A 24,082-nucleotide genomic window follows, 5' to 3' on the forward strand; every position below is an offset into this window, starting at 1 on the left:
GATGCTCACTGAAACCACGCCGCTTTTATTTCCCGAGCTATTGCACGCCCATCGCCTGGACGAATTGACCGCAACCCACGGACTGACGCAGGCAGACCTCGACTGGTTGCAGCACATCGCCCTGCCCGACCACACCCAGCGCGCAGCGCAGACACCCCCGATGTTCGCCGAAACCATTCTGTTGCAAGCCGACGAAAAACCGCCCATTGCATTGGCCGGCTGCTTTGTCCTCAGCGCCTCGTCGAACAGCAGCAAAACCAGCACCCACGCGGCGTTCCTCTACACGCCAAGTGGCGGCATAAGAAAGTTCGACAACCTGGCATCCCTCGAAGCGCAGATTGACCGGATGCGTCGGGACACTGCGCAACGCGACGACCTGTTTCGTCTCTTATCGATCTCCCAACGCAGCGAACTGAACAGCACCACCGACATCAGGCAGACCCGACAACTCATCGAAGAGGATGTTTTCAAGACCCAGCTCGAATCCATCGAGCACGCCCAAGGCCTCAATGCCCTGGCCATGGTGAATGAACTGATCAAATTGCCCTCGTTAAGATCGATGCTTGACCAGGTATTGAACGAGGCGCTGCCGGACCTGGATCATCGACAGATCCGCGTGGCCTTCAGCAAGGGGGCTTACCCAGGAAATCCAAGGGCCATCCAGGTGACCGAAAGCATTCCACTGAGCGATGCCATCCTGAGCTATTTCCATCATCAAGGCTGGCCTGTCGGGCATGACATCGATCTGACTCACCCGGGTACGCCCGCATCGTCCTACAGCCCGCAGCGATGGGAAAACATCATAAAAGACGTTGCCAGGAAACTGATTCCAACGCTTATCGGTTGCATCGATGCCTTTTGGCAGAACACGACGACCCACTTTTATATGTCTCGGCGCAAACTGCTTTCCCAAGTCATCCACGACAGACTCTGGGCAACCATCCTGGTCGAGCGGGAAAAAGGACAACTGACGGAGGAACAAAGTCGTGAACTGCTCCGATTGTTCAGGCCCTCGCGCCGGGACGAAACACTGCTGTTCATCGAAACGATTCGCCTCTGGGAATATGAGCCGCACTTTGTAGAACTTGCAGGCTCCTTGATGATCAGCGCCAAAGGCAACTATCTCTACACCCCCATGCAGGGTCTTCAGAAGATAGACAACCCTCCAGGTTTCAAGGCTGCGCTGTTCGGTCACCCCGCAAGCACCGCACAAAAGGAAGCGCTCTATAGCCTGTTGAGCCTGGAAGAGCGCAACCGTTTCCTGCGCTTTGACGAACCGCAGATTTCGGGCAAGCCGCTGGATTTGCCAGTGTCCGAATCCCTGGCGAACGCCATCATCGAAAAACAGAAGAATAACTTTCATTACGCACTGGAAATGTCTCGCCAGGGCGATGTCGACATCCACGCGCTCATCGACAAGGCGTTGGATATACGCACCTTCATCAATAAAAGCCTGTTGGACCCGCCTACTGCCGGACACTGGGGGACTCATCCGGCTTTTCATGGAAGTCTGCGCCCGTCCAACTTCATGGCTGATCAGATGCAAAGAAAGGTCAAGAGCTACACCGATGTCGAAGCCGCTTTCGATAGCCTCTTTACCCGGTTGCCGACCTCCCACACCGTTTCGCTGCACAATGGGCTCAGGCAATTACTGGCTGAACTGACCAATGTTTTTTCCTTGGGGATACGGGCCGAGGCCGAACTCAGGGCACTTAACGCGAGCCTGCCGTCGATTGCCAATGACCTGATCAGAACGGTTTTTGCCTACGACTCAGAATACCCGGACCGTGCACAACGGATCGGCGTCAGGGGCTTCCGGCCGGATGTCTATTCGTTGACGCTGGCCTGTAGCGAAGAAGACCGAACGGTTTATCTGCCCCTTGCCAACTGCTTTTTATTAACTGAGCGCGGAGGCCTCGATACCCCCTATTCGGGCATGGCCATCCTGTGGACGCCCGCCGATGGCCTGCAGGCGTTTTCGTCCGTAGATGTTGCGACCCAGCAATTGAATCGGCACCTGCTCGATTCCCGAAAACGCTTTGGTTTGCTCGCCAACCTCACCTCGGCCCAACGTCAACCTCATGGACACTATCAACTCCAGGCATATGAACTGATCGAGGACAACGTGCTGGTGAATCGGATGAGTTCGTTCATCAAACACTTTGAGGCCGAGCATGCTTATCTGAGCACTTTGAAAGCCGGAAGCTGGCAACTGACCGGCAAGGCTCTGTCGCGAAGCCTTCAGGCATTGCTGGACAAAGGCGCGCCGACCAATCTCAAGCGCGCCACCCACATTGCCCGGGCCAATAAGCAGCAACAGCAACTCCCCGCCTGGCTCGGTACAGCGGCACTTGACGATCAACGCCTGCACGTCGAGTTGCTTGAGCAATATAAAAACAGCGTGGTCGATGGCAAGGACTATCTGGACGGTATCGAGCCGCTGCGCACCTATGTGCGTAATAAATTGAAAGCACTGCTGAGCGCACGCTTCGCTGCAAACAACCTTGACCCCGACACCCTCCAGATCACACCAAACCTCGCCATAGTCGGACCGGCCAGTTCGCTAACCGACTTCGCCATGCATCACATCGAAGTGACCCGGGAGGGCTTCAAGGTTTCTTCAACGTCCACGCAGAAACTGCCGGACGGCCTGAACGAGAGCACCGTCAGGCAGATGCTGTCCTCGTTGAATATCTCGACCGACTTTAAAAATCAGGTGGCGCAGAAACTGTCCGGCCCCACTGCCCAGGCCCGGCAAAGAAAAACGGCCTTCCGCCAACAAATGCCTTGGCAGTTGCTGCAATACGCTCACGCACGTTATCTGCAACAACACCTCTCCCCCTTGGCCTTTGATTTGATTCGCCAGGTGGTGGACATGCCCGATGCCGTCGCTCGGAAAGCCGTTGACGGTGCCAACGCGTTTATTCGCCCGCTGGAGTTGATCAAGACCGGTGGTGCAGTGCCGGTCAAAGCGCAAGGGCTCTACTTGATCGGTTCGAGCGTCGATGCGGCAAGTCCCCAAGTCCTGTATTCGCCCTACCATGAGGGGGAGCTCTTCACCGAATTCAAGGATGAAGAGAGCGTCATTGCCGCATTCAATACACCAGGGATACTTCAGAACCTGCTGATTCGCCGCCTTCCCGAACACCAGCAGGCCACATTCAGGCACCTGTTCGCCGCCACCCTCGGGCAGCGATCGGAAATCACCCTGGCCTCGAACCCTATCCAGACCAACCTGTTCGACACATTGTTCGACGACAACGCAGCATTGTTATCGGACATGCTGAGCGCACAAACCAATGAAAAACGACAGTTTGACTGGGAAACGGTCCTGCACCTGTTCAGCTCCGGCATCAAGTCAGTGGGGAGGCAACTGTCGGGCAAACTGACTTTTATCGAAACGCTTTGGGAAAGCTACCAGGACTTCAAGGCTTCAGCCGAAGCGTTGCAGCAGCATGACTGGAAAACAGGCCTGCACGATTTTATCGCCGGCGCTGCCGAGATGGTGTCGCTGGGCCTGATGAATCGCGAGGATACATTCGGTCTTCTCGATCCCATTGAACCGCTTTCGCAAGGCGCTACGTTGGCCAATCGCTGGAGGGACATCGCTTCCACCGCCCGGATCCGAACCGACTTGAGCGTTTTCGAGGCCATGGGGATCAGCCTGTCGGACCTTCAACCAGACCTGATCGACAGCACCTACAAGGCACTGGAAAACGGCAGGCGTTATATCCCCCTTGCCGGCAAAGTCTTCCAAGTAGCGAAAGCCGGCCAAACCTGGCGAATCGTGCATGAGCACGCAGAGGGGCCGTTATTGAGAAAGTCGCCTGACGGCCGGACATGGGAACTCGATCCACAACGCCAGACCATACGCTTCGGCAAAGCCGGATCGAAAATGGCCGTCACCTACAGCGACTTCAAGGCCAAGGGCTCACTGAATATCGAAGCAAAGGGCATGGCTGAGATACGCAGGAAATATCCGCACCGTGCAAACGCAATTGTGCAGGCACTGGAGACCGCGAGGTTCTATTCATTCAACGCCCTTCACAACCTTGCTCAACTCAAGCGACAACCACTCGCGGGCTCTCGGCTGGATAATTTCATAAGGTTGTTTTTTGGGGTCGACAGCGTCGACGCTCGTCTTATCAGCAAGATAGAGACGGCGATCTCGCCCATATGCCGGGCATTGGCCGATCCATTATGGGCGCAACAGAATGCCGACCGCATCGTGATCGGCAACCTCAAGCACCTGGAAGATCGAGCAACCGCCTTCGTACTCGAGCCGGCAGCCGTCGGCAGAATCTATATCACGCAGTTTTTCTTCGACATGGGCTTGGATTGGTACAAGGCCGTCGTACCCGAGTTCTTCAATGTCGATGCGCATGCCCAGGGAGCGACCCTCATCCACGAAATTTCCCATCAGTTGTTCAATACGTTCGACATCATCTACCTGGACGCCGCACTGCCATTTCTCGATTTGATTTCAACAGCGACTTATGCCGCAAAGTTGCGATACGACGAGCAAAGGGACCTGCAACTCAACGGGCTTTCATTGACCACACCAAAGTCAAAACTGTTCACGCAGTGGGACAGCACGGATAACACTTACAAGAAGCTGGAGCTGTTGCCTGGATACAGTCAAATCACCCGGGAAATCCTGAAGATTACTGGCGCCAGAACCATGGATAACGCTCGCGATGATTTTCTCGATTCGATTTTGCCGGACAAGCGCATCGACGTCATACTTCGCAACGCCGACTCGCTCACACTCTTGATCTGTGAATTGGGACGCCAACTCGACCCCACTCCACCACGGAAAACTACCGTGCCATGAACGGTTTGGGTGGTTGATCTTTTTTTCACGCAATGTATGCGACGGTAGGCGACAACGAGTGTTTGAGTAAAAAAACAGGCGATTGATGCGTAAACGCCATGACGGTTGTTCTCGGCAGCTCATGCCGAAGGTTAGAATGCGGCAAACCAGGAAGAGTCAATGACCGAACATCCCCTCTCGGAAGCCGAATACGACGCCATTACCGATGCCGCTGCCCATTGGTGCATGCGTTTGCATGCCGCCGATTGCACCCATGCCGAACGGCAGGCGTTCAAGCAATGGCACGATGCCGATCCCCTGCATGCTTTCGAATACGAAGCCATGCTGGAGATCTGGGCTGTTGCCGATCATCTGCCGCGTGTCGAGTCAACGCCGACGGCTCCAGCACGCCGCACCCAGTCGCGTTGGAGCCGGTTGGCGGTCGCCGCTGCGGTGTTAGTAGTGGGCACGCCCCTGGCTGCTTACACCGGCTGGAATCTGGGCTGGGTTGCCAATTCCTACCAGCGCTTCGAAGCGGGCGCCAGCGTACGTCATGTCACCCTGGGTGACGGCAGCCAGGTCGAACTCAACCTGGGCAGTGAGCTGGTATTTGCCAACTACAAAAACGAACGCCGGGTGACGCTGAAAAAGGGTGAGGCGTTTTTTGACGTCAGCCATGACAAACAGCACCCGTTTGTCGTTCGGGCTGGCCAAGGCCAGGTGCGTGTGACCGGTACACGTTTCAACGTATGGATGTACCAGGACCAGGTACGGATCACGCTACTGGAGGGCTCGGTGAGGGTGACCAGCAACCAGGCACTCAGCCGTGACGGCCTGCCGCTTTTCCCGGGCATGCAGGCCAGCTACAAGGCAGGCGACCAACAACCGCAAGTTCGTGAGACAGATGCCAATGACAGTTCGCTGGCCTGGCGCAACGGCAAACTGGTGCTGGATAACCTTGCCCTGAGCGATGCACTGCCGCTGATCAACCGCTACCTCGACCGGCCTGTCATGTTGGCCGACAACAGCACCGGGGGCCTGCGTATCGGTGGTGTCTACAACATCAGCGAAGTGCAAAACCTGGTGCCTTCGCTGCCGAAAGTGCTGCCGGTCTACCTGACCCAGAACAAGGACGGCAACCCGGTCCTCAATTCAATCGGGCAACGACCAGCCACTCACTGAAAGCTTTTCTCTACGGGAGCATAGCTTGTTCGCGATAGCACCGGGAATGTGACCGCTCACCAGCGGCTATTGCGTCGCCACCCTGCCCGTCTCATCACGCTCGCGGATAATCAACGCCTGATAGTGCGGATCGGCCTTGATCTGCTGTTCAGTGAATGGCAGCACACTCCACTGCTTCTGCGAAAAGGCCTGGGTCTGGTCTGCCGAATATGGCGATGCCGGGTCGCTGGAGAGGGAGAATGCCAGCAACCCCTGGGCCTGCGGACCGTTGCTGTCAAACGTCACCACTTGCAGATAACTGGTCCCGCTGACCACCTCCCGCTTGCCGTCCGCCCCGGGCACACTCTGGATCGCGTTGTAGATGCCCAGCTCCCCGGGACCGCCGTGAATCGGTGTCTGTCGGCTGCCGCTGCTGGCCACCTGGACGTCTTGCCATTGGCTGTCCTTCGACAAGCCGGCGACCTTGACTGTCTCCACCGAAGCCAGCATGGCATCGCGCACGGCCTTGAGTACCGCTGGCCGCTCAATCGCCAGGCCACGCGGTGTGTGTTGCGGGTCTTTGGGGTCGAACGCGACGCGCCATGAATCCGACACAGCCTGCAAGCGGTCCATGATGTGCTGGAAATGCACGAACCCCAGGCCGCTATTCAGGCCGGCCTTGCGATCCCACGCCTTGAGGCTGGCACACGCCTCGACCAATGCCGAAGCATCGGCCCCCAGGTCACCGGCGCACACGCCGAGCAGGTCCGGCATCACCTGGTCAGCCAGGTAAACCTGATCGTCCATGACCATGCGCTGCAAATCCTCGATCTTCACCGGCCCGCTCTTGGCCAATTGGCCCATCCGGTCCAGCGCAAAACGCGCCCGCAGTCCCAGGGGCTGGCCTTGCTGGCTGATCAGTGGGGAGTAACCGGACAGCGGCTGCGCAGGGTTGACCATCCAAGCCGAATCGTTGGAGTTCTGCACATAATCGCGGCGCAGCAACTGCGGAAGCCTGTCGGCGGCATAGGTGCCTTTTTGCACGGCTTTGGAATCGACGCCCCAGGTACACTCGCTGCGAGAGCCATCCAGCACGATCAGTCGCAACCCGGCCCGGGGATCGCTGCACCGGGCCAGCTTCTCGGCGTCGACGTTTGGCACCACCGACACGTTCATGTAAAGGCTTTGCCCCTGGTCGTCCGCCGCCAGGGTATTGACCCAGGGAATGCCCTGGATCTTATGGACAGCGTCCTGCAGGTCCTTGAGCGTGACCGCCTTGTTCATGGCGTACCACTGCGCCAACACGCGATCGTTTTCCAGGTTCGCATCCCGCAGGCTGTAGGCGAACCGGTTATCCCAGTCCAACCGGCCAGGCCATTGCACGATCGGTCCGAACTGCGAGCCATAGACCACTCGAGTGACCGTCTGCACCTGTCCATCAGGTTGCTTGACGTCCACCGCGACCGTCTGCTGACTCATCGGCACAGACTTGCCGTCAAGCAGATAGCGGGTCGGGTCCTTAGGGTCGAGTTGCAGGCGGTACAGGGTGAAATGTTTCGAGCTGTCGACGGTGTGGGTCCAGGCCAAGTGCTGGCTGAAACCGATATTGATCATCGGCAGGCCTGGCAGCGCCGCGCCCATGACGTCCAGCTTGCCGGGAATGGTCAGGTGCATCTGGTAGAAACGCATGCCGCCCAGCCACGGAAAATGTGGGTTCGCCAGCAACATGCCGCGGCCATTGAAAGAACGCTCGCTGCCGATGGCCAGCGCATTGCTGCCGCGCTCCAAGGCAAAACGCTGCTGCCGAGTGGCGGCGGCCGCGAAACCAGAGACCGGGGTGCCCGCGAGCGCGCTCGCCTGGGGCGGTTGCGCGCCGGCCAGGGCCTCGGCGAATTGGCCAACGCCGCCTTCCACCAACAACCGACGGGTCAACTTGACCAGGTCCAGCGCCGTGATCGGTCGCACCCACTCGCTGGCACATTGTTCGGGCAGGCCTTTGGCCTTGCGCTCGACCAGTGCACGGTTGTAACCCGCCACGTAGCCTTCGACCAGTTGTTGCACTTGAGGCGTCTGGGCCTGCCAGAAACCGGAAACCGCTTGTGGCGTGTTGAGCCAACTGAAGAACAGATCGCTGACGCGGTTCTCCCGCTGCTCCACCGTCCTGCGCTCGGGCCCGAAATAGTGCGAGCGCTGGCCATTGACCGTGACGAGCTCATTGGCCAGCAGGCACAGGTTGTCCTGGGCGTAGGCGTAGCCGATGCCATAACCCAGCCCGCGCTCATCCTGCGCCCGGATATGCGGTACACCAAAACGGGTGCGACGGATCTCGGCACTGGCCTGCTGCCCATCGTCTTGCGCATTGACCACGGGGCTGAGCCCGAGGGCGATCCCTAGAAAAGCGCCTGCGAGGCCAATCCTCGATAACTGCCCGGACATTCTCACGTTCACTCCTGATAAAACTTCAGAAACCAGACGGCTACCGGTGCGACAGAAGACAAACACTCGACCCGCCTGGGAAATCACATACCGCTTGCTGAACCGGAATGTGCCTCCCTTGAAAACGAACCGGATGAAAAAAAATTAATGGCTGGCAGCCTTTTGAATGTGGGGGTTTTACGCAGCAAAGGCATTTTTTTCACATCATGGTCCTCATGATTGTGCGTCCTCGTTCGTCCTATTACAGGAGAGTATCCGTGACCTTTTCTGATCAGGCTGGTAAGGAGTTTTTGCATGCGTAACGCGCAATTGCCCATGGAGGGCAAGCCAAGGGCGACCGGCGTCTCGCTGAGCGCCCCCCACCGTGTATTCGACAGGCCGGCAGAGCGAGGCGGCAATGACCACATCAGACGCTTGCTCAAGAGCTTCGGGCTCAGGACCAGCCTGATTCGTCTCAAAGTCATCGACGCGCTGCTCAAGGCCGCCCAGGAAAACCGCAGCCTGGGCGTGCGCGGGGTGCATAGCCAGTTATTGGGGCTGGACATTCCATTGTCCTTTCTCAGCGTGCGGGAGGTGTTGAAGCGCTTGTGCAGCGAGGGCGTCGTCACCCTCAACCCGGATAAAAGCTACCGCCTGCACCCCAGTGCGATGGCCGTGCTCGAGGCCGAGGAATGAAGCCGGCGCTCAGGACTTGACCTTGCGCCGCATCACGCCGTTGATCACCACCACGATGACCGCCACGGCGATGGCGATGTATTGAAACAGCTGCTCGCTGATCATGCCCTTGCCTTGCATCCACGACAGCCCCAGCATGATTGCCAGGACGACGAGGACGATCAGAATCGAGTATTTCAAGCGTTGTGAATGAGTCATTGCCAATTTCCTGAATGTTTCCGTTCTGTAGCCCGAGCCCGCCGGGGTGACGCTGGATCAAGCTATGACGGGCAGCGCGCGGACGGCCCATGGTACAGGCCAACCCGACTGTTCGCCTACGGGCGATCATTTCCCATACGGGCGGCAACGCCGCCGATGCACGGCATTCAAGCTTCGCACGGACGAGTCGATACAAATTGGTACTATCATCCCAATTTCTCTTGAAAGACGCCTCCGTGCAAGGAACCGCCCATGCCCTCATTCCGAACGATTCAGGCTCGCTACACGCTGTTCCTGATTATCTTCATGCTGGTGCTGTCCATCCTGACCGTGGTGGGCATCAGTTACCTGGTCGCGCCCAAGCTGCGCCAGACTGAAGAGCAAGTGGCCCTGAACCGCATCGCCGAGGTCGCCGAGCAGATCCAGGGCGAACTGAACAAGGTGCAGGCGCAGCAGCGCAGCATCACCCAGACCATCCCGCTGCTCGACAGCGATGCCATCGACAAAGTGTTGCCGGGGCTGGTGGATCAGTACGGCGAGTTGAAAGTCTTCGGCGGCGGAATCTGGCCGTTGCCCAACCAACGAGCCGAGGGGCGCAACAAATTCAGCACGTTCTGGCACCGCGACGCGTCCGGCAAGCTGGCGGTCAATACCTTCTGGAACAGTGACGCCGCACCCAACTATTACGAACAACCCTGGCACAAAGGCGGCATGGCCACTCCACCTGGCAAATGCGCCTGGGCCGCTGCGTATAAAGATGACGCCAGCGCCGAACCGCGCACCAACTGCGCCATGGCAATTCAGAAAAACGGCGTGCCCTATGGCGTTTCCACCATCGACGTGACCCTGGGCTTCTTCAATGAGCTGGTGGCACGCAAGGAAGCCGACCTGAGCGCCGAGATGCTGATCGTCGAAGGCGACGGCAAGATCATCAGCAACAGTTCGCGTATCAGCGGGCCGATCGTACTGAAAAACATCAGCGAACTGGCGGCTACCTCGCCCTTCGCCGCCCAGGTCAAGGCCGGCCTGGCCAAGCGCGACCAGCCCCTGCAACGGGTCGAGTTCGACAACAAGGGCGAGGCCAGCACGTTCTTCATGCGCCCTATCGAAGGTTCGCCGTGGTTCCTGGCGACCGCATTGCCAACCCGCCTGATCACCGCCCAGCGCGACGATGTACTGAGTACCCTGAGCCTGCTGCAGATCCCGATGGTGATCCTGCTGGTGTTGATGCAGCTGTACGCGATCCGCCAGTTGACCCATCGCATGAAGGTCCTCAAAGGCAACATCGACGCCTTGTCCACCGGCGATGCCGACCTGACCCGACGCATCACCATCCGGGCCGAGGATGAGCTGGGAGCGATCGGTCATTCGGTCAACCGCTTCATCGCTTACCTGCAAAGCATGATCGGCGAAGTCACCCAGGCCACAGGCGCCATGGCGTCGAGCCTGGGCGATCTGCAGCGGACCTCGGCCCACACCAGCGAAATCCTGATGCGCCACGCCTCGGAAACCGACCAGACCGTGACGGCTATCACCCAGATGAGCTCAACGGCTGAAAGCGTCGCGCAAAACGCGGCCGAGACCGCGGCGTTCACCCAACGCGCCAATGAGCATGCCGATCGCTCCCGCGTGGTGGTCGGTGAAGCGTCCAACAGTGTGGTGGCGCTGATCGATGAAGTGGCCAGCGCCACCCGCAAGGTCGAGAGCATGCAACAGGATGCTCAGCGCATCACCGAGATCCTCGGCGTCATCGGCGCCATCGCCGGGCAGACTAACCTGCTCGCCCTCAACGCTGCCATTGAAGCCGCCCGAGCCGGTGAGCAAGGTCGTGGTTTTGCCGTCGTCGCCGACGAAGTACGCGCCCTCGCTGCCCGCACCCAGGCCAGCACATCGGAAATCAACGAAATGCTGGCCCGCCTGACCCAAGGCGTGAGCTCGTCGGTCTCAGCCATGGAAAACACCCAGGCCAGTTGCCAGTCAGCCGCCGATGCCACCTCTCGAGTCAACTCGGGTCTGGACGAAATGGCCGGTTCCGTCAGCCAGATCAACAGCCTGAGCACCCAGATTGCCACTGCTGCCGAGCAACAGAGCGCGGTGACCGAGGAAATCAATCGCAGCATGGTGCAAATCCGTCACATGGTGGAGGAACTGGTGGAAGGCGGCCTGGCCAGCGAGGCCAACACCCGGCAATTGCTGGAGGCCAACACTCGGGTAAATGCGATCATGGGGCGGTTCAAGGTTCGCTGAAAGCTTCGCCATCCCCTGTGGGAGCTTGCTCGCGATAGCATCGGATCAGTTGCAAGGTTGTGACTGACAAACCGCTACCGCGAGCAAGCTCGCTTCCACAGGACTGTATTCGCCCTCCCAACCTGACAATTCTGTAATCCCCGCCTCAGCCCCCCGTCAGCTCGCGCTCGCTACTCTGTTATCCTCCCTCCAAACCGTTCGACACGAGACCAACCCCATGGCCCATCCCCTGCACCTGCTCGCCTTGAGCGCCCTGTTCATGACCACCCTGGCCCAGGCCGCCGAACCAGTCACCATCGATGTGCACCGCGATGCCAATTGCGGCTGCTGCAAAAAGTGGATCTCGCATCTGCAGGCAAACGGCTTCAAGGTCAACGACCATGTCGAAGCCGACATGAGTTCGGTCAAGCAGCGCCTGGGCGTGGCGCCGAACCTGCATTCCTGCCACACCGCCGAGATCAACGGCAAATTCGTCGAAGGCCATGTCCCGGCCGACCAGGTGCTGGCGCTGAGCAAGCGCGATGACCTGCTCGGTGTCGCCGCGCCGGGCATGCCCATGGGCTCGCCCGGCATGGAAATGGACGGTATGAGCGATGCCTACCAAGTCATCGGCTTGAAGAAAAACGGAACCCAAACCGTAGTGGCGGAGTACCCGGCCCACTAATGGGCGAAGCCTATATCGGCTTGTTCCTGGCGGCTTTCGGCGCGGCAACCTTGTTGCCGTTGCAATCGGAGGCGGTGTTGGTCGGCTTGTTGCTCAGCGAGCGCCATCTGGCCTGGCTGTTGCTGGCCGTTGCCACGCTCGGCAATGTCCTCGGCTCGCTGGTGAACTGGTGGCTGGGCACGCGGCTGGAGCACTTCAAGGATCGGGGCTGGTTTCCGGTCAGCCCGGCCCACCTGGACAAGGCTCGCGTGCACTACCAACGCTTCGGCCACTGGTCACTGCTGCTCAGCTGGCTGCCGATCATCGGTGATCCGTTGACCTTGGTGGCCGGGGTGATGGGCGAACCGTGGCGGCGTTTCCTGCTGCTCGTGAGCCTTGCCAAAGGCCTGCGCTATGGCGTTCTCGCCCTGGCGACACTGGGATGGATGGACTGAACGTTCGGGCTGTTCGGTTGCCTGTGGTTAATGTCGCCATAATCGGGTCGCGCCAGGATCGGCGGCGGCCACAAGGAGATTGACCATGCCCCGTACCCCCGCGCGCTGGTTGCCCAGCCTGTTCCTCACCGCCGCCCTGCCCCTGTTCGCCCTGGCCGCCACCCCACCCGAAGGCCCGGCCTACGGAGCGCAGTTGGAGGGCTTCGAATACCCCTACACCCTCAAGCGCTTCGCCTTCCAGTCCCAGGGCCAGTCGTTGCAGATGGGCTATATGGACGTGCCGGCCCAAGGCAAGGTCAATGGCCGCACAGTGGTACTGATGCACGGCAAGAATTTCTGCGCCGCCACCTGGGGCGATTCGATCAAGGTGCTCAGCGAAGCCGGCTACCGGGTCATCGCGGCGGACCAGGTCGGTTTCTGCACATCGAGTAAACCCGAGCATTACCAGTACAGCTTCCAGCAACTGGCGAGCAACACCCAGGCCTTGCTCAAGGCCCTCGGCGTACAGAAAGCCGTCATCCTCGGTCACTCCACCGGCGGCATGCTCGCCACCCGCTACGCCTTGCAGTTTCCCGACGAGGTCGAACGCCTGGCGATGGTCAACCCCATTGGCCTGGAAGACTGGAAAGCCTTGGGCGTACCCTATCGCACCGTGGACCAATGGTACGCGCGGGAGCTGAAAGTCAACGCCGAGGGTATTCGCAACTACGAGCGTACGACCTATTACGCAGGCCGCTGGAAACCTGAGTTCGAGCGCTGGGTAGACATGCTCGCCGGCTTGAACAAGGGCCCGGGTCATAAGCAAGTGGCGTGGAACTCGGCGCTGATCTACGACATGATCTTCACCCAACCGGTCTATTACGAGTTCAAGGACTTGACGGTACCCACCCTGCTGCTGATCGGCACCTCGGACACCACCGCCATCGGCAGCGATATCGCGCCGCCGGTGGTCAAGGCCAAGCTGGGCCACTACGAGGTATTGGGCAAGCAAGCCGCCCGGCTGATTCCCAGCTCGACGCTGGTGGAGTTCCCCAATCTGGGGCATGCCCCGCAGATGGAAGAGCCGGATCGGTTCCACAAGGCCCTGTTGAGCTGGCTGGACAAACCCATTCCCTGAGGAGGTGTTCCATGGCGGTGCAAATAGCAGTCATCGACGATTGGCAAGATGTGGCACGTGATGTCGTGGACTGGTCGGTGCTGGACAGCGTCGGCCAGGTGACGTTTCTCCATGACTATCCCGCTGACCGCGACACCCTCGCCGAGCGCTTGCAGCGCTTCGAGGTGATCTGCGTGATGCGTGAACGCACATTGTTCGACGAAGGCCTGCTGCGTCGCTTGCCCAATCTGAAGCTGTTGCTCACGGGCGGCATGCGCAATGCCGCCCTGGACCTGAAGGCTGCCGCTGAGCTGGGTATCCAGGTGTGCGGCACCGACAGCTACAAGCACGCCACGCCTGAATTGACCTGGGCGCTGATCATGGCCCTGACCCGCAACCTGATGCAGGAAGCCAACGCCCTGCGCGCCGGCCTGTGGCAGCAAGGCTTGGGCGGCGACCTGCACGGCAAGACGCTGGCGATCCTCGGCCTGGGCAGCATCGGTACACGGGTGGCGCAGTTTGGCCAGGTGTTTGGCATGCGGGTCATCGCCTGGAGCCAGAACCTCAGCGCCGAGCGCGCCGCCGAAGTGGGCGTGACGTATGTGAGCAAACAGGCATTGTTCGAGCAGGCCGATATTCTTTCGATCCACCTGGTGCTCGGCGAACGCACCCGCAGCCTGGTGGATGCCCAGGCCCTGGCCTGGATGAAACCCGAGGCGCTGCTGGTCAACACCTCCCGCGGGCCGATCGTCGATGAAACCGCCCTGATCAACGCGCTGCAGCACAAGCGCCTGGCCGGCGCCGCCCTGGACGTATTCGCCCAGGAACCTTTGCCCGCCGCCCATCCGTTCCGAACCCTGGACAACGTACTGGCCACGCCGCATGTGGGCTATGTCAGCCGACAGAATTACCAGCGGTTCTACTCGCTGATGATCGAAGACCTGCTGGCCTGGGCGGCGGGCCAGCCGATCCGGTTGCTGACGCCAGCAGGCTGAATCTAGAGCATCAACACACCTTTCCTTGCTCGCGATAGCGGCGGATCAGTTGCAAGGTCGGTGACTGGCACAACGCTATCGCGAGCAATCTCGCTCCCACAGGAGATATCGTGTCTTATTGGCCATTAAAACGCCTCTATTCCACCCGCCCTCCAATGGTGCGCCGCGCCATTCCATCGCGCACGTCGATGAAACAACGCCGTTCCCATACACCCTTCTGGTTTCAGGAAACTGCACTTCGTCGGTGCGTATCTCCCTTTGTCATGTAAGAGATTGCCGACAAAAACCGTGATTGTCGGACAATGCGACGAACCGAGCCGCACCGCTCTACGTTCTGACCTAGACTGCCTAACCGGGGGGAAAACCAACCGGTCATCCAGACGAAAAAAAGTCGAAACTTTTCGCAACGGCGACAGGTCAGGTTAGAGGTAGGGCAACCGCGACTGGTGCAGTCCTTGCACTAGTCATTGCAACAGCTCCTTCAGCTGATTCGCTTCGCCGCATTGGGTAGCCGTTCGCTTTCCTTGCGTAGCGCTTGTGCGCCTGGCCGCAGGATTTGGCCAATGAAACAACAGCTCTGGCGCTTGCCGGAAACAGATCGAGAAAATGGGAGATATTTATGATCAGTGCTGCCTTGGAACCACAACAAGTTCGTTCTCAACTACCGCCCGCGGCCGAATCGCCAACGGCACCGGTGCTGGCCACCGGCGGCAAGGCACTGCTCCCCGTCGTTCGACAGAATCCCAACCGCAAGAAAGTATTATTCGTTACCTCGGAAATCGCCGACCTGGTAAAGACCGGCGGCCTGGGCGACGTCTCCTCCGCACTGCCCCGGGCCATGGCCGGGCTGCATGATGTCCGGGTGCTGATCCCCGGTTATCCGCAAGTGATGAACAGCGGCAATCCGATCCACATCATCGGCGAACTGGGCGGCCACGCAGCACTGCCGCCCTGCAAGATCGGGCGCATGGACATGGCCGACGGCCTGGTGATCTACGTCCTGATCTGCCCGGAACTCTTTGCCCGCGAAGGCTCCCCCTACGGAGCCAACAACGGTCGCGACTGGCCCGACAACCACATTCGCTTCGCTCGCCTGGGCCTGGCCGCGGCCGACATCGCTGCCAACCTCGCGCAGATCCATTGGTGCCCGGACCTGGTCCACGCCCACGACTGGCCAGCCGGGCTGGCGCCGGCCTATATGCACTGGCGCGGGCAACGCACCCCGACCCTGTTTACCATTCACAACCTGGCGTACCAGGGCGTCGTCAGCCTGGCGTCCTGCCCGGAACTGGGCATCCCCGAGCACGCCCTGCAACAGGAAGGCATGGAGTTCTACGGCAAACTGTCGTTTCTCAAGGCCGGGATGGCGTACTCCAGCCATATCACCACCGTCAGTGCCACCTATGCCCAGGAGATCACCACCCCGGCGTTTGGCTGCGGGCTCGACGGCTTCCTCGCTGCCAAGACCCAACAAGGCTTGCTCAGCGGCATTCCCAACGGTATCGATGAAAGCTGGGACTCGGCCACCGACACCCACCTGTTCCGTCAGTTCGCCATGGGCGACTGGGAAGGCAAGGCGGTCAACGCGTCCCATGTGCGCGAACTCTTTGGCCTCGACGACTCCACTGGCCCGCTGTTCGCCGTGGTTTCGCGCCTGGTCTACCAGAAAGGCCTGGACCTGACCGAAGCGGTCGCCGAGTTCATCGTCGAGTCCGGCGGCCAGATCGCCATCATTGGCCGTGGCGAACCGGAGGAAGAACAGGCCATGCGTGAACTGGCCCTGCGTTTCCCCGGACGCATCGGTGTGCGCATCGGCTTCAACGAAACCGATGCGCGGCGGATGTTCGCCGGCAGCGACTTCCTGCTCATGCCGTCGCGCTACGAGCCCTGCGGCTTGAGCCAGATGTACGCCCAGCGCTTCGGCTCGCTGCCGGTGGCGCGCAATACCGGAGGGCTGGCGGACACCATCGAAGATGGCATCACCGGTTTCCTGTTCGATGAGTCCACCGTGGAAAGCTACAAACAAGCCCTGAGCCGGGCCTTCAAGGTCTTCGAATTCCCCGACCTGCTCAACGCCATGCGCTGCCGGGCCATGTCGGCGCCGTTCAACTGGTGCAAGGCCGTGGAACCCTATGCCGAACTCTACGAACAGCTGGTGGCTAAGTCACTGGGAAAATCGGCCAGACAATGAGGTAACAATGACGTCAAGGACGCCTGAGACATGGACCCACGGGGCGGTCATGCTGGATGAAGAGCACACCCGCTTCGCCCTCTGGGCCCCGGATGCATTTTTTGTCAGTGTCGAGCTCGACACTGGAGATTCAATACCGCTACTGCCCCAAGCCGACGGCTGGTTCATGATCCAGACCCGTTGCCCCGCCGGCACCCGCTACCGCTACAACATCGATGGCGAGCTGGAGGTGCCGGACCCGGCCTCGCGCGCCCAGGCCGGCGACATCGACCGCCACAGCGTGGTGGTCGACCCGCATGCCTACTCATGGCGACACACCCAATGGTCCGGTCGCCCCTGGCACGAAGCCGTCATCTACGAATTGCACGTGGGCGCCCTGGGTGGTTTCGACGGCGTCGAACAGCATCTGGCACGCCTGGCCGGGCTGGGCATCACCGCCATCGAGCTGATGCCGTTGGCGCAGTTTCCCGGTGATCGCAACTGGGGCTACGACGGCGTCCTGCCCTACGCGCCCCAGGCCTCCTACGGCACGCCCGAACAGCTCAAGCATCTGATCGACAGCGCCCACGGCCATGGGCTGTCCGTCATCCTGGATGTGGTCTACAACCACTTCGGCCCCGACGGCAACTACCTGCACCGCTATGCCAAGGGCTTCTTCCGTGAAGACAAGCACACGCCCTGGGGCGCGGCGATTGATTTCCGCCGCCGCGAAGTGCGGGACTTCTTCATCGACAATGCGCTCATGTGGCTGCTTGAGTACCGTTTCGACGGCCTGCGCCTGGACGCGATACACGCCATTGAGGACCCGGACTTTCTCCAGGAACTGGCGACCCGGGTGCGCGAGCAGGTGGACCCGATCCGGCATGTCTGGCTGACCGTGGAAAACGAACACAACCAGGCCCATCTGCTGGAGCATGTCTACGACGCCCAGTGGAACGACGACGGACACAATGCCCTGCACGTGCTGCTGACCGGTGAGACCGACGCCTACTACGCCGACTATGCCGAGCAGCCGACTGAACAACTGGCCCGTTGCCTGAGCCAGGGCTTCGTATTCCAAGGCCATCTCAATCGCCATGGGGAAGCCCGGGGCGAGCCCAGCGGCCACCTGCCGCCGAGCGCATTCGTGCTGTTCCTGCAGAACCATGACCAGATCGGCAACCGTGCCCTGGGCGAACGCCTGCATCAGCTCGCCGCCCCCCAGGCCCTGCAAGCAGCGACAGTCTTGTTGCTGTTATCACCGATGATTCCGCTGCTGTTCATGGGCGACGAGGTGGCGGCCGAACAACCGTTCCTGTTCTTTACCAGCCACCACGGCGAGCTGGCAGAGCAGGTGCGCGAAGGCCGACGCAACGAGTTCAAGGCCTTCACCGCCTTTGCCGATCCGCAGAAGCGCGAACGCATTCCCGACCCCAACGCCGCCAGCACCTTCGAGGCGTCACGCCCAAGCCTGGAATCGCAAGGCCCGGAGCAGCAGGCCAACGAGGCGCTGTATCGGCAACTGCTGAAAATCCGCCGTGAAGAGATCGTCCCGCGCCTGCCCGGTGCCCAGGCCCTGGGGACCGATGTGCTGGGCCATGGCGCCATCAGCGCACGCTGGCGGTTGGGCGATGGCAGCGTGTTGCGCATCGACTTCAACCTCGGCGACCAGCCCGTCGAACACAATGCCCCGGAAGAGGCACGCATTCTTTTCGAACATCCGCAGCAGGTCATGGGTCTGTTGCAACAGGGCGTCCTTGCGCCCTACAGCGCGCTGGTCAGTCTGACGCAGGCGACAACCTTGCCCAACATCACTGGAGAGCGCCTATGAGCGATGCGCAACTGGAAATCCTCGCCAGCCGAGCGGGCCTGGCGGTGGATTGGATCGATGCCAATGGCCGGGCCCAGAAAGTCTCGCCGGCGGTCTTGCGTTCGGTCCTCAGCGGCCTGGGCCATCCGGCCGGCAGCGCCCAGGAAATCGACGCCAGCCTGCTGCAGTTGCAGGAAGCTCAACAGAATCATCAATTGCCACCGCTGATCACCGCCGACGTCGGGGTCAGCCTGGACTTGAGCCGCTACTTCGAGGCCGGGACACCCTGCGAAATCAAACTCGAAGAGGGTGCGACACTGAATCTGAACCTCGATGCCGATGCCAAGCTGCCGGGGATGGTCCCGGTGGGTTATCAGCATGTCAGCATCCAGGACCAGCATTTCACCCTGGCCGTCGCGCCGGCCCGCTGCTACAGCGTGGCCGATGCGGTGGACGACCCGACGCCCCGGGCCTGGGGCCTGAGCGCGCAACTGTATGCCCTGCGCCGCCCCGGTGACGGTGGCTTCGGTGACACCCAGGCCTTGGAGGAGCTGGCGCGGGTGGCCGGCGAGCGCGGCGCCGAGGCCGTTGCCATCAGCCCGATGCACGCGATGTTCAGCAGCGACACCGGGCGCTACAGCCCCTACTCACCGTCGAGCCGACTGTTTTTCAACAGCCTTTACGCCGCGCCGGGCACCATCCTTGGTGAACGTGCGCTGCGCACCGCCATCGACGCCACTGGCTTGACCAATCAACTGCGCACCCTGGAAGAGCAGGCGCTGATCGACTGGCCGGTCGCCGCCCAGGCCAAACAGAAAATCCTGCGTGCCCTGTACGACGGTTTCAGCCAGGGTGAGCATCCGTTGCATGAGGACTTCAGCAGTTTCCGCCACACCAGCGGCGAAGCCCTGGAAAACCATTGCCGCTTCGAGGCCTTGCAGGCCGAACGCGCCGCCCGGGGGGAAAGCCTCGACTGGCGTCACTGGCCGGAAGAATGGCGCGACCCGCGCAGCCCCGCCCTGGCCCATTTCGCCGAGGAAAATGCCGATGAGATCGGCTTCTACGCTTTTTGCCAATGGTTGATCGCCCGCTGCCTGGAACGCGCCCAGAGCGCAGCCAGATCCAGCGGCATGGGCATCGGTCTGATCGCCGACCTGGCGGTGGGTGCCGATGGCGGTGGCAGCCAGGCCTGGAGCCGGCAGGACGAACTGCTTGCCTCGCTGACGGTGGGCGCCCCGCCGGACATTCTCAACCGCTCCGGCCAAGGTTGGGGCATTTCGGCATTTTCCCCGGAAGGCCTGGTGCGCAACGGCTTTCGCGCCTTCATTGAAATGCTGCGGGCCAACTTTGCCCACGCCGGAGGCTTGCGCATCGATCATGTCATGGGCTTGCAACGACTGTGGGTGATCCCTAACGACGCTCCACCTTGCGATGGCGCCTACCTGTATTACCCGGTAGACGACCTGCTGCGTCTATTGGCGCTGGAATCCCATCGTCATCAGGCTATCGTGCTCGGCGAAGACCTCGGTACCGTGCCCGACGGCCTGCGGGACAAACTCATTGCCCGCTCGATCCTGGGCATGCGCGTGCTGTTGTTTGAACAGGACAACACCCACTTCAAGCCAATTCTCGACTGGCCGGACAATGCCCTGGCCACCACCAGCACCCATGACTTGCCGACGCTCAATGGCTGGTGGCACGGTCACGACATTGACTGGAACGCCCGGCTGGACCTGATCGATTCCCACACCGAAATGGACTGGCGCAAACACCGCGAGCGTGAACGCGAAGGCCTGCGCCACGTGCTGAACCAGGACCCGCAGAACTTTCGCGAAGAACACCGCGAAACCGACCAGGTGCTCGATGCCAGCGTGCGCTTCCTCGGTCACACCCGCGCACCGCTGGTGTTGTTGCCGCTCGAAGACGCCCTGGGGATCGAGGAGCAGGCCAACCTGCCGGGCACCATCGACACCCACCCCAATTGGCGCCGCCGCCTGTCCGGGCAAAGCCAGGCGTTGCTGGATCACCCGGACGCTGCCCGGCGTCTGGAAATACTCGCCTGTGCCAGGCTTCAGGCGAACGAGCGTGACCGATGAAACAGACGTTGATCCAACCCCTGCGGGCAACATTGCGCCTGCAGTTTCATAAAGGCTTCACCCTGGACGATGCCATCGCCCAGGTGCCGTACTTCGCCTCGCTGGGCATCAGCCACCTGTATGCCTCGCCGCTGCTCAAGGCCCGCGCCGGGTCCATGCACGGCTACGACGTCGTTGACCCGACCCTGGTCAACCCTGAACTGGGTGGCGAAGCCGCCCTCAAGCGCCTGGTCGCGACCTTGCGCGAGCATCGGATGGGCTTGATCCTCGACATCGTGTCCAATCACATGGCCGTCGGCGGCAACGACAACCCCTGGTGGCTGGACTTGCTGGAATGGGGTCGCCTGAGCCCCTACGGTGAGTTCTTCGACATTCAGTGGCACTCCCCCGATCCACTGATGGAAGGCCAATTGCTGCTGCCGTTCTTGGGCAGCGACTACGGCGTGGCGTTGCAGGAAGGCACCTTGCAATTGCACTTCGATGCCAGCCAAGGCAGCTTCTACGTCGAGCACTACGAACACCGCTTTCCGATTTGCCCGATGCACTACGGCGAACTGCTCAAACCCAGCGAAACCTTGCCCGCCGAGCAAACCGAATCGCTCAGGGCCCTGGCCGAGCGCTTCACCACGCTGAATTACCAGACCGACGCCCATACCCTCGCCCGCCCGTTGCAAAAAGAGTTGCAGGACCTGGCGGCGCAAACGGGCATCCTCGCCGCCATCAGCGACAACCTGAATGGCTACGACTCTACTCAACCCGAAGGCTTCGAGCGCCTGCACCAACTGCTCGAACGCCAGAGCTACCGGCTCGCCAGCTGGCGCACGGCGGCGGACGACATCAATTGGCGGCGCTTTTTCGATGTCAACGAGCTGGGTGGGCTGCGGGTCGAACGTCCGGCGGTATTCGAGGCGACCCATGCCAAGATTTTCCAATTGATCGGCGAAGGCCTGGTGGACGGCCTGCGGATCGATCACATCGACGGCCTTGCCGACCCTCGCGGTTACTGCCGCAAATTGCGCAGACGCGTCGATTCGCTGTCGCCGACCCGACACCTGCCGATTTTCGTCGAGAAGATCCTCGGCGATGGCGAGACGTTGCGGCGGGACTGGACCATCGACGGCAGCACCGGCTACGAGTTCATGAACCAGGTCTCGCTGCTGCAGCATGACCCGGCCGGTGCCGCCCCCCTCGCCGAATTCTGGAGCCGGAACAGTGAGCGGCCAGCCCACTTCATCGAAGAAGCCCACCTGGCCCGCCAGCAGATTCTCAATGGCTCCCTGGCCGGAGACTTCGAAAGCGTCGCCCAGGCCTTGCTGCAAGTGGCCCGTGACGATGTGATGACCCGCGACCTGACCCTGGGCGCGATTCGGCGCGCCTTGCAGGAACTGATCGTGCATTTCCCGGTGTATCGCACCTACATCACGCCCCTGGGGCGCTCGGCCGAAGACGAGGTGTTCTTCAACCAGGCCCTGGAAGGCGCCCGGCAAACCCTGAGCGAAGCCGACTGGCCGGTGATCGATTGCCTGGCCGGCTGGCTCGGTGGGATGCCCTGGCGGCAACGTCCGCGCGGCAACCAGCGTAAACGCCTGCGCCATGCCTGCGTGCGTTTCCAGCAACTGACCTCGCCGGCCGCCGCCAAAGCGGTGGAGGACACCGCCCTCTATCGCTCGGCGGTGCTGTTGTCACGCAATGACGTGGGCTATGACACCGAGCGCTTCAGCGCCCCGCCTCAAGTGTTCCACCACGCCTGCCTCGATCGGCTCGAACATTTCCCCGACAACCTGATCACCACCGCCACCCACGACCACAAGCGCGGCGAAGACACCCGCGCCAGGCTGGCCGTGCTCAGCGAACGCGCCGATTGGTACACCGCCTGCGTGGAGCAATGGCGCATCCTCTCGCCTTCGCTGCACAGTGACCCGGCGGCGCCCTCGGCCGGGGATGAACTGATTCTGTACCAGGCCCTGCTCGGCAGTTGGCCGTTGGACCTCGACCTCCAGGACCACAAAGCCCTGGCCGCCTACAACGAGCGCCTGTGGCAATGGCAACGCAAGGCCCTGCGCGAAGCCAAGCTGCAAAGCAGCTGGGCGGCGGTCAACGACGCTTATGAGCAAGCCACCCAGATGTTCCTCGAACGGTTACTGCTGGGCGACGAGGGGTTGCCCTTGCGCAGCGCCATCGCCGAGGCGGTCCAGGCCATCGCCCCGGCGGGTGCCCTCAACAGTCTGGCGCAAACTTTGCTGCGCATGACCGTACCCGGCGTACCGGACCTGTACCAAGGCAACGAGTTCTGGGATTTCAGCCTGGTGGACCCGGATAACCGTCGTCCGGTGGATTTCCAGGCACGCCGCGAGGCGTTAGGGGCCGACAGCACGCCAGCCGCGTTGATTCGCGATTGGCGTGACGGCCGGATCAAACAGGCATTGATCGCCAGGACACTGGCCATGCGAGCCGAGTATCCGCTGCTATGGCGCCAGGGTCGCTACCAGCCGCTGGAAGTGCTCGGCGAGCAAGCGGAGCGAGTCTTGGCCTTCATGCGTGAAGACTCGCAACAACGGGCGATCATTGTTGTACCTGTCCATGCGGCGCCGTTGCTGGAAAACAGTGCCACGCCGCTGGTGGCTGCGTCGGATTGGGGCGATACCCGTGTGTCGTTACCGTTCGCCGCCGGGGATGAAAAACTGAAGGGACTTTTTTCAAGCGCAACAGTCACACCCCAAAGGGAGCTGCTGATCAGCACCGCTCTGGGGAATTTCCCGGTCAATGTCTTTATCCAACCTTGAGTTGAATCAGGAGCACTGCGATGAGTACCGACGATAAACGCATTCGCGAATTCGCCTATCAGATCTGGGAGTCCGAGGGTAAGCCCGCCGGGCAGGAGAAACGCCACTGGGAGATGGCGCGCAAACTGGCCGAAGCCGAAGCGCTGGCACCGAGCAAGCCACCCAAGGCGGCGAGCAAACCAGCGGCCAGCAAAACCGATGGCGCCAAGCCTGCTGCCGCCAAGAGCGCCACGGCCAAGGCTGCCGCAAAAAACACGTCCTCCAAGGCCAAGCCTGCGCCCAAACCCTCCGCGGCGACTGCAGCAGTAGTGCCACCCGCCAACAAAACAGCGGACAAGAAGCCCCGGGCACCGCGCAAGCCGCCGGCTGCTTGATTGATCCTATCGGTCTCCTCGTCAGATGGGAGCAACGCCTGCTCGCGAAACAGGCGCCTCGATTTCAGCAGGCGCGCATCACTTCATCGCGGGCAAGCCTTGCTCCCACAGAGAAACAACTTTTGTCCCA

Annotated in this window: 14 protein-coding genes and 2 pseudogenes; 14 read left to right on the forward strand and 2 right to left on the reverse strand. The window is 61.0% G+C overall.

What is annotated here, in order from left to right:
* Position 1: 1 nt before the first annotated feature.
* Positions 2 to 4,834 carry a dermonecrotic toxin domain-containing protein gene (locus BT116_RS17555; protein WP_072345953.1) on the forward strand — a complete coding sequence of 1,611 codons (4,833 nt, stop codon included), beginning with the start codon at positions 2 to 4 and terminating at the stop codon, positions 4,832 to 4,834.
* Positions 4,835 to 4,993: 159 nt separating this feature from the next.
* A complete protein-coding gene (locus tag BT116_RS17560; protein ID WP_072345955.1) occupies positions 4,994 to 5,995 on the forward strand; it encodes a FecR family protein in 1,002 nt (333 codons plus the stop codon).
* A 66-nt stretch (positions 5,996 to 6,061) separates the two neighbouring features.
* Here the strand turns inward: BT116_RS17560 and BT116_RS17565 are convergent, their stop codons facing one another.
* On the reverse strand, positions 6,062 to 8,410 hold the full coding sequence (locus BT116_RS17565; RefSeq protein ID WP_072345957.1) for a bifunctional acylase PvdQ: 2,349 nt from the start codon (positions 8,408 to 8,410) through the stop codon (positions 6,062 to 6,064).
* 294 nt (positions 8,411 to 8,704) lie between these two features.
* Between BT116_RS17565 and BT116_RS17570 the strand changes: the two genes are divergently transcribed.
* Positions 8,705 to 9,085, forward strand: a complete 381-nt coding sequence (locus tag BT116_RS17570) for a fe2+ zn2+ uptake regulation protein (RefSeq protein WP_072345959.1) — start codon at positions 8,705 to 8,707, stop codon at positions 9,083 to 9,085.
* A 9-nt stretch (positions 9,086 to 9,094) separates the two neighbouring features.
* Here BT116_RS17570 and BT116_RS17575 read toward each other — a convergent pair whose 3' ends face one another.
* A complete protein-coding gene (locus BT116_RS17575) occupies positions 9,095 to 9,283 on the reverse strand; it encodes a hypothetical protein (RefSeq protein WP_003202135.1) in 189 nt (62 codons plus the stop codon).
* 306 nt (positions 9,284 to 9,589) lie between these two features.
* Here BT116_RS17575 and BT116_RS31870 point away from each other — a divergent pair.
* From BT116_RS31870 to BT116_RS17625, 11 genes and pseudogenes are all read left to right on the forward strand, one after another.
* Positions 9,590 to 10,669, forward strand: a pseudogene (locus tag BT116_RS31870) (HAMP domain-containing protein); the annotation flags it as partial.
* Positions 10,670 to 11,002: 333 nt separating this feature from the next.
* Positions 11,003 to 11,530: pseudogene (locus BT116_RS31875) on the forward strand (methyl-accepting chemotaxis protein); the annotation flags it as partial.
* A gap of 217 nt (positions 11,531 to 11,747) precedes the next feature.
* Positions 11,748 to 12,194: a DUF411 domain-containing protein gene (locus BT116_RS17585; protein WP_072345963.1), complete on the forward strand. Its 447-nt coding sequence runs from the start codon at positions 11,748 to 11,750 to the stop codon at positions 12,192 to 12,194.
* Positions 12,194 to 12,628 (forward strand): YqaA family protein, encoded by a 435-nt coding sequence (locus tag BT116_RS17590; protein WP_072345965.1) that lies wholly within the window; start codon positions 12,194 to 12,196, stop codon positions 12,626 to 12,628. Before BT116_RS17585 ends, BT116_RS17590 begins: the two co-directional genes overlap by 1 nt.
* An 85-nt stretch (positions 12,629 to 12,713) precedes the next feature.
* The gene (locus BT116_RS17595; protein ID WP_072345967.1) at positions 12,714 to 13,745 is read left to right on the forward strand and encodes an alpha/beta fold hydrolase; all 1,032 of its coding nucleotides are present in this window, start codon (positions 12,714 to 12,716) and stop codon (positions 13,743 to 13,745) included.
* Positions 13,746 to 13,756: 11 nt separating this feature from the next.
* Positions 13,757 to 14,719, forward strand: coding sequence for a D-2-hydroxyacid dehydrogenase family protein (locus tag BT116_RS17600; protein ID WP_072345969.1), 963 nt, complete (start codon positions 13,757 to 13,759; stop codon positions 14,717 to 14,719).
* 619 nt (positions 14,720 to 15,338) lie between these two features.
* Positions 15,339 to 16,910, forward strand: coding sequence for a glycogen synthase GlgA (gene glgA, locus BT116_RS17605; protein ID WP_063321172.1), 1,572 nt, complete (start codon positions 15,339 to 15,341; stop codon positions 16,908 to 16,910).
* A 7-nt stretch (positions 16,911 to 16,917) separates the two neighbouring features.
* Entirely contained in the window at positions 16,918 to 18,720 is a 1,803-nt protein-coding gene (gene treZ / locus BT116_RS17610) for a malto-oligosyltrehalose trehalohydrolase (RefSeq protein WP_072345971.1), read from the forward strand.
* Positions 18,717 to 20,795: a 4-alpha-glucanotransferase gene (gene malQ, locus BT116_RS17615; RefSeq protein ID WP_072345973.1), complete on the forward strand. Its 2,079-nt coding sequence runs from the start codon at positions 18,717 to 18,719 to the stop codon at positions 20,793 to 20,795. Before treZ ends, malQ begins: the two co-directional genes overlap by 4 nt.
* Entirely contained in the window at positions 20,792 to 23,578 is a 2,787-nt protein-coding gene (locus BT116_RS17620; protein WP_072345975.1) for a malto-oligosyltrehalose synthase, read from the forward strand. Before malQ ends, BT116_RS17620 begins: the two co-directional genes overlap by 4 nt.
* Before the next feature lie 20 nt (positions 23,579 to 23,598).
* Positions 23,599 to 23,952 (forward strand): DUF2934 domain-containing protein, encoded by a 354-nt coding sequence (locus tag BT116_RS17625; protein WP_072345977.1) that lies wholly within the window; start codon positions 23,599 to 23,601, stop codon positions 23,950 to 23,952.
* The last annotated feature ends 130 nt before the right edge of the window (positions 23,953 to 24,082 follow it).

This window comes from Pseudomonas sp. NFACC16-2 (genome assembly GCF_900119205.1).
Classification (GTDB): domain Bacteria; phylum Pseudomonadota; class Gammaproteobacteria; order Pseudomonadales; family Pseudomonadaceae; genus Aquipseudomonas; species Aquipseudomonas fluorescens_Q.